General features: G+C 63.0%; 8 protein-coding genes and 2 tRNA genes. All 10 read right to left on the bottom strand.

The genetic code is table 11. From position 1 onward, the window contains the following. The coding region (gene nuoF / locus FJ311_15415; protein MBM3952822.1) for an NADH-quinone oxidoreductase subunit NuoF at positions 1-994 on the bottom strand (994 nt) is incomplete at its 3' end. Positions 995-999: 5 nt separating this feature from the next. Beyond that, positions 1,000-1,596, bottom strand: coding sequence for an NADH-quinone oxidoreductase subunit NuoE (nuoE, locus tag FJ311_15410; protein ID MBM3952821.1), 597 nt, complete (start codon positions 1,594-1,596; stop codon positions 1,000-1,002). Further along, a complete protein-coding gene (locus FJ311_15405) occupies positions 1,593-2,771 on the bottom strand; it encodes an NADH-quinone oxidoreductase subunit D (protein MBM3952820.1) in 1,179 nt (392 codons plus the stop codon). Before FJ311_15405 ends, nuoE begins: the two co-directional genes overlap by 4 nt. A 3-nt stretch (positions 2,772-2,774) precedes the next feature. After that, complete coding sequence (locus tag FJ311_15400; GenBank protein ID MBM3952819.1) at positions 2,775-3,377, bottom strand: NADH-quinone oxidoreductase subunit C; 603 nt, start codon at positions 3,375-3,377, stop codon at positions 2,775-2,777. Positions 3,378-3,398: 21 nt separating this feature from the next. Beyond that, a complete protein-coding gene (locus FJ311_15395) occupies positions 3,399-3,941 on the bottom strand; it encodes an NADH-quinone oxidoreductase subunit B (GenBank protein ID MBM3952818.1) in 543 nt (180 codons plus the stop codon). After that, positions 3,932-4,297, bottom strand: a complete 366-nt coding sequence (locus tag FJ311_15390) for an NADH-quinone oxidoreductase subunit A (GenBank protein MBM3952817.1) — start codon at positions 4,295-4,297, stop codon at positions 3,932-3,934. The genes FJ311_15395 and FJ311_15390 overlap by 10 nt, the downstream gene beginning before the upstream one ends. Positions 4,298-4,513: 216 nt before the next feature. Continuing rightward, positions 4,514-4,590, bottom strand: a tRNA-Asp gene (locus FJ311_15385). Between the two features lie 139 nt (positions 4,591-4,729). Next, a tRNA-Val gene (locus tag FJ311_15380) sits at positions 4,730-4,805 on the bottom strand. 170 nt (positions 4,806-4,975) lie between these two features. Further along, positions 4,976-5,248, bottom strand: coding sequence for an HU family DNA-binding protein (locus FJ311_15375; protein MBM3952816.1), 273 nt, complete (start codon positions 5,246-5,248; stop codon positions 4,976-4,978). Positions 5,249-5,643: 395 nt separating this feature from the next. Further along, the coding region (locus FJ311_15370; protein ID MBM3952815.1) for an endopeptidase La at positions 5,644-6,749 on the bottom strand (1,106 nt) is incomplete at its 5' end.

Genomic DNA, 6,749 nt, shown 5'->3' with positions numbered 1-6,749 from the left:
GGATCACGTCGGTCGACTTGTCCATGACGATCACCGCCCCGGTGCCGAGGCCGGATTTCACCTCGCGCAAGGAATCGAAATCCATCTTGACCGTTTCGCAGATGCCTTTCGGGATCATCGGCACCGACGAGCCGCCGGGAATGACCGCGAGCAGGTTGTCCCAGCCGCCGCGCACGCCGCCGGCGTGGACCTCGATCAATTCCTTCAGGGGAATGCCCATCTCCTCCTCGACCGTGCACGGGTTGTTGACGTGGCCGGAGATGTTGAAGAGCTTGGTGCCGACGTTGTTGGGACGGCCGATGCCGGCGAACCACTCGGGCCCGCGGCGCAGGATGGTCGGCGCGACGGCGATGCTTTCGACGTTGTTGACCGTGGTCGGGCAGCCGTAGAGGCCGACGTTGGCCGGGAACGGCGGCTTCAGGCGGGGCTGGCCCTTTTTGCCTTCGAGGCTTTCGATCAACGCCGATTCCTCGCCGCAGATGTACGCCCCGGCGCCCAAGTGAATATGGAACTCGAAATCCCAGCCCGAGCCGCAGGCGTTGGGGCCGATCAACCCGGCGGCGCGGGCTTCGTCGGCGGCCTGCTGCAGCGCTTCCGCCTCGCGCAGGAATTCGCCGCGCATGTAGCAATAACAGGCGTGCGCGCCGATGGCGAAGGACGCGATCAGCGCGCCCTCGATCAACTTGTGCGGCTCGTGGCGCAGGATTTCGCGATCCTTGCAGGTGCCGGGTTCGCCCTCGTCGGCGTTGATCACCAGGAAATGCGGCCGGGCGCCGATCTCCTTCGGCATGAACGACCATTTCATGCCGGTTCCGAATCCGGCGCCGCCGCGGCCGCGCAGTCCCGATTTCTTGATCGCGTCGACGATGGCCTCGCGCCCGCGCGCGAGAATGTCCTTGGTACCGTTCCAATCGCCGCGTGCGCGCGCGCCAGCCAGCCCGACGTCGCCGAAGCCGTAGATGTTGGTGAAGATGCGGTCCTTGTCCTGCAGCATCGCGGCTATTTTTTCTTGCCCTTGGGTTGGATGTCCTTGAGCGTGGTGAGGCCCGTTTTCGGCTCGCAGCTCCGCCGTCCCATCTGCGATCCGGTTTTCGGCTTGCCGCCCTGCTTGAGGACGCTCAGCACCGCGCGGGTGGTGTCGGGGTCGAGGTCTTCGTAGTAGTCGTCGTTGATCTGCATCATCGGCGCGTTGACGCAGGCGCCGAGGCACTCGACTTCGTTTAACGTGAACTGGCCGTCGGCGGTGGTTTCGCCGAAGCCGATGCCGAGAGTACGCTTGCAGGTGTCGGCGATTACGTCCGAGCCGCGCAGCCAGCACGGCAGATTGGTGCAGACCTGAACGTGGTGTTTTCCGACCGGCTTCAGGTTGAACATGGTGTAGAAAGACGCGACCTCGTACACGCGAATCGGCGGCATCTTGAGATAATCAGCGATGTAATCCATGGCCGCCTGGGTCAGCGACCCGCCGTCCTGGCGCTGCGCGAGATCGAGCAACGGCATTACCGCGCTAGCTTGGCGGCCGACGGGATACTTGGTGACGATGGCTTCCGCCCGCTTCAGGTTGTCAGCATCGAAGGTGAAGGACCGCGCGCTCATCGATCGATCTCCCCGAAGACGATGTCGATCGAGCCGATATTGGCGACCACGTCGGCGAGCATGTGGCCGCGCGACAGAAAATCGAGCGCCTGCAGGTGCGCGAAGCCGGGCGCGCGTATCTTGCAGCGGTACGGGCGGTTGGTGCCGTCGGACACCAGGTAGACGCCGAATTCGCCCTTGGGCGCCTCGACCGCGGTGTAGGTTTCGCCGGCGGGCACGTGATAGCCTTCGGTGTAGAGCTTGAAATGGTGGATCAAAGCCTCCATCGAGCCCTTCATGTCGCCGCGCGGCGGCGGAGCGATTTTGCGATCGTCGGTCATCACTCGCCCGGCCGGCATGCGCTCCAGGCACTGGCGGATGATCTTCACGCTTTCGCGCATTTCGTACATGCGAATCAAATAACGGTCGTAGCAATCGCCGTTCTTGCCGACCGGGACGTCAAAATCCATCTCGCCGTAGACGTCGTAGGGCTGCGCCTTGCGCAAATCCCAGGCGAAGCCGCTTGCGCGCAGGTTCGGGCCGGAAAAGCCCCAGTCGAGCGCGGCGTCGGGGCTGACGCGGCCGATATCGACGGTGCGCTGCTTGAAGATGCGGTTTTCGGTCAACAGGGTTTCGAGGTCGTCGATCACCTTGGGGAAGCGCTCGTTCCAGGCGTGAATATCCTCGATCAGGCCGACCGGCAGGTCGCGCGCCACGCCGCCGGGACGGAAATAGGCCATGTGCAGGCGCGCGCCGGAGACGCGCTCGCAGAATTCCATCAATAGTTCGCGTTCCTCGAATGCCCACAGCATCGGTGTCATGGCGCCGACGTCCATGGCGTAGGAACAGACGTTGAGGATGTGGTTGAGGATGCGACCGATTTCGGCGTAGAGGACGCGGACGTACTGGCCGCGCGGCGGCGGCTGGATGCCGAGCAGCTTTTCGACCGCCAGCGCGAAAGCGTGTTCCTGGTTCTGCGGCGCGACGTAATCGAGCCGGTCGAAGTACGGTACCGCTTGAAGATAGCTTTTGTATTCGATCAGCTTTTCGGTGCCGCGGTGCAGAAGTCCGATGTGCGGATCGGCGCGCTCGATCACCTCGCCGTCCATTTCCAGCACTAGGCGCAGCACGCCGTGCGCCGCCGGGTGCTGCGGCCCGAAGTTAAGGTTGAAATTACGGATGCGGGTTTCGGACATTCGTCAATCCTTGGTCGCCTTTTCATCGCCCGGCAGGCGCGGGGCGCCTTCCCACGGGCTCAGGAAGTCGAAATTGCGGAATTCCTGGGTCAGTTTGACCGGCTCGTAGACCACGCGCTTCTGTTCGTCGTCGTAGCGCACCTCGACGTAGCCGGTGAGCGGAAAGTCCTTGCGCAGCGGATAACCGTCGAAGCCGTAGTCGGTCAGGATGCGGCGCAAATCGGGATGGTCGGAAAACGGGATGCCATACATGTCCCAGGCTTCCCGCTCCCACCATCCGGCGCTCGAAAACAGGCTGCTCGCGGACGGAACCGGGGTCGATTCGTCGGTCGCAAGCTTGACCCGCGCGCGGATGTTGTGCACCAGGCTGAGCAGGTTGTAGACCACGTCGAAGCGATTTTCACGTTCCGGGTAGTCCACGCCGCACACGTCCATCAGCTGCTTGAACTGGCAGTTGGCGTCGTCGCGCAGAAACTTCAGAACCTTAAGTACGGCATGGCGATGAATGGTGAACGCAAGTTCGCCACGGTCGGTGGTCACACCGAGCACCTCGTTGGGCAGCGCGGTGGCGACATAATCGCCAAGGTCCTTCAGGGCCACGTCCATCGCTTGCTTTCCGCTCTCCGGTTAGCGCCAGAGAGTTCCCGTCCGGCGGATTTTCTTTTGCAGCTGCAGAATGCCGTAGACCAGGGCCTCGGCGGTCGGGGGGCATCCCGGCACGTAGACATCGACCGGCACGACGCGATCGCATCCGCGCACGACCGAATACGAATAGTGGTAATAGCCGCCGCCGTTGGCGCAGGAGCCCATCGAGATCACCCAACGCGGCTCGGCCATCTGATCGTAGACGCGGCGAAACGCCGGTGCCATTTTGTTGGTGAGTGTTCCGGCGACGATGATAACGTCGGACTGGCGCGGACTTGGGCGCGGCACCACGCCGAAGCGGTCGAGGTCGTAACGGCTCATGTAGGCGTGAATCATTTCGACCGCGCAGCAGGCGAGACCGAAGGTCATCGGCCACAGCGATCCGGTCCGCGCCCAATTGACCAGGCGATCGACGTTGGCGAGCACGAAGCCTTTATCGGTGAGCTCACCCATGACGCGGCCGAGCACCGCATCCTGCGCGGCACCGGGAGGAAGAACGGCCGGGGGCGGCGGTGTCACTCCCATTCCAGCGCTCCCTTGCGCCACTCGTAGACGAATCCGACCGTCAGCACGGCGAGAAAGATCATCATCGACCAGAATCCGAACAGCCCGATCTGGCCCAGCGCCACCGCCCAGGGGAACAGGAAGGCGACTTCCAGGTCAAAGATAATGAACAGGATGGCAACCAGATAAAACCGGACGTCGAACTTATGGCGGGCGTCAGTAAAGGCGTCGAAACCGCATTCGTAGGCGGCGGCCTTTTCCGCGTCGGGACGCTGGCGGGCGACGATGAGCGAGGCGAGGACCGCGATCCCCGCAATGGCCACGGCGATACCGAGAAAAATCAGGATCGGCAGGTAATTGGCGAGGAGAGAGTCCATGCAAGTTCCCGGTTTCGCGGAGGCCGACAAGCGCCTGCTCTTGTCTCCCGAAGGGCCCCCCGAATAATTCGTGTCATCCCGCCAGGCTAATAATGTAAGGGAGCGGAATAGCCGCTTCAATGGCAACCCGGATCGCGCAACCCGTTAACCGGGCGGCGCCATCGGATTTTCAGGGGCAATCTGCCCCGAGGGGTTTGTTAGCGGAGCGGGAAAAGGTGGCGGGAGTGACGGGACTCGAACCCGCGGCCTCCGCCGTGACAGGGCGGCGCTCTAACCAACTGAGCTACACCCCCGATGCGTGGGCAACGCGACAAACCCCGCGCGGGAGGGCCCCCGATGTAATCCACCCCCCCAGGCAAGTCAAGAAAACCAAGTCAAAGAACGGGGCCAAGCCGAGAAACGAAGAGAAAATCCGCTCGATTACCCACTCAATGGTAGGCGGTGACGGGCTCGAACCGCCGACCTCCTCGGTGTAAACGAGGCGCTCTACCAACTGAGCTAACCGCCCGACAGAGCTAACTGATCATAGCGCGCGGGAATTAGGCCGTGCGCCCCGGTTGGGGCGCATCAATTATAGCGCGGGAAACCCGTCATCCGCCCGCCTGTCGGCGGGACCGCGCATTGGCGGTTCCGACCGTGCAATCCGATGGGGCGGGTCGGATCGTTCAGTGCGTGACGTTAGTTTAAGGCGTCCTTGAGCGCCTTAGCCGCCCGGAACTTGGGATTCTTCGACGCCGGGATTTGGATGGTCTCGCCGGTCCTCGGATTGCGGCCGGTGCTGGCCGCCCGTTTGGTGACGACAAAGGCGCCGAAGCCCGCGAGCCGGACTTCCTCCCCCTTGCTCAAGGTCTTGGTGATGGTGTCGATAACGCTGTCAACGACCCGCCCGGCATCGGCTTTGGTCAGACCGGCGGAACTTGTCAGTGCTTCGATCAAGTCTTCCTTGTTCATCGCAGTCCCCTTCCGCTGAATGGCGTCGCGGCGCGCGGCGTGGACCCGGGATTGGGGTGCCCGCGAACGGCCTGCGGAAAATCTTACGGGGTGTATTTCAAGCCGGTCAACGCCGAACGGCTCGAATCGCCAGGATTTTCCTGATGTTCGCGCCTTCGCGCAGTGCGCGGTGCGTGCGAATCGGCCGGGTCAGCGGCGGCGGGCGTGGAACGAAGTCCGGACGCGCAAAGATTAGCCCCGGCGTTCGCGCTCAAAATTTTTCTTTTTAGTTCAAACGATTAAGCGAGGCTCTGGATGCCCGCGCTGGCTGCGCGATCACTGTGCGCGAATGCCGTTTCGCGTACGCCCGGCGGGGCGCGCCATTCGGTTGCGGCAAACGAAAGATACTCGGCCCGTCAGTGGGTAATGACCCCGCCGACGTCCTCTTCATCGCCCCCCTCGCCCGCGCCGGGGCGGGAATCGGCACCGGCCGATTCGTCCCATTCGATCGGCGTGAGCGGCCGAACCAAGGCCCGCGACAGGACTTCGTCGACCGTGGCCACGGGCACGACCGTGAGCCCGCGCTTGACGTTGTCCGGGATTTCGTCGAGATCCTTTTCGTTTTCCTTGGGAATGAGCACGGTTTTAATGCCGCCCCGGAGCGCCGCGAGCAATTTTTCCTTGAGGCCGCCGATCGGCAGCACCCGGCCGCGCAGCGTGATTTCGCCGGTCATGGCGATTTCGCGATGGACCGGAATACCGGTCAGCACCGACACGATCGACGTGACCATAGCGACGCCGGCCGATGGGCCGTCCTTGGGCGTCGCGCCTTCGGGCACGTGCACGTGGATGTCGCGCTTGGTGAAAATGGGGGGCGTAATCCCGAACTGCACCGCGCGCGACTGCACGAACGACTTCGCGGCCTGAATCGATTCTTGCATCACGTCACCGAGCTTGCCGGTAATGGTCATGCGTCCTTTGCCGGGCACCATCACCGCCTCGATCGAGAGCAGTTCGCCGCCCACTTCCGTCCATGCCAGCCCAGTGGTTACGCCGACCAAGTCGTCGGCCTCGATTTCGCCGAAACGGTAGCGGCGGACGCCGGCGTACTTGCCGAGCGTCTTGCTGGTGAGACTGACGGATTTCTTCTTGCCGTCCTTGTCGGAAACGAGTTCCTTGACCGCCTTGCGCACCAGATTGGCGAGTTCGCGCTCCAGATTGCGCACGCCGGATTCGCGCGTGTAATAGCGAATAACGTCGCGTAACGCGGAATCGGAGATCGTCCATTCCTCGGGCTTTAGGCCATGGGCCTCCAGCTGCTTCGGAATCAGGTGGCGCCGGGCGATCTCGACCTTTTCATCCTCGGTGTAGCCGGCGATGCGAATGATTTCCATCCGGTCGAGCAGCGCCGGGGGCATGTTGAGGGTGTTGGCCGTCGTCACGAACATGACGTCCGACAGGTCGTAATCGACCTCCAGATAATGGTCATTAAAGGTGTTGTTCTGTTCGGGGTCGAGCACCT

It is taken from the genome of Rhodospirillales bacterium (assembly GCA_016872535.1).
GTDB lineage: Bacteria > Pseudomonadota > Alphaproteobacteria > Rhodospirillales > 2-12-FULL-67-15 > 2-12-FULL-67-15.
This window is presented reverse-complemented; position numbering and strand designations above follow the sequence as displayed.

Coding starts and splice junctions, on each gene's coding strand:
- nuoE (MBM3952821.1), bottom strand. CDS start 1,596: ATGAGCGCGCGGTCCTTCACCTTCGATGCTGACAACCTGAAGCGGGCG.
- FJ311_15405 (MBM3952820.1), bottom strand. CDS start 2,771: ATGTCCGAAACCCGCATCCGTAATTTCAACCTTAACTTCGGGCCGCAG.
- FJ311_15400 (MBM3952819.1), bottom strand. CDS start 3,377: ATGGACGTGGCCCTGAAGGACCTTGGCGATTATGTCGCCACCGCGCTG.
- FJ311_15395 (MBM3952818.1), bottom strand. CDS start 3,941: ATGGGAGTGACACCGCCGCCCCCGGCCGTTCTTCCTCCCGGTGCCGCG.
- FJ311_15390 (MBM3952817.1), bottom strand. CDS start 4,297: ATGGACTCTCTCCTCGCCAATTACCTGCCGATCCTGATTTTTCTCGGT.
- FJ311_15375 (MBM3952816.1), bottom strand. CDS start 5,248: ATGAACAAGGAAGACTTGATCGAAGCACTGACAAGTTCCGCCGGTCTG.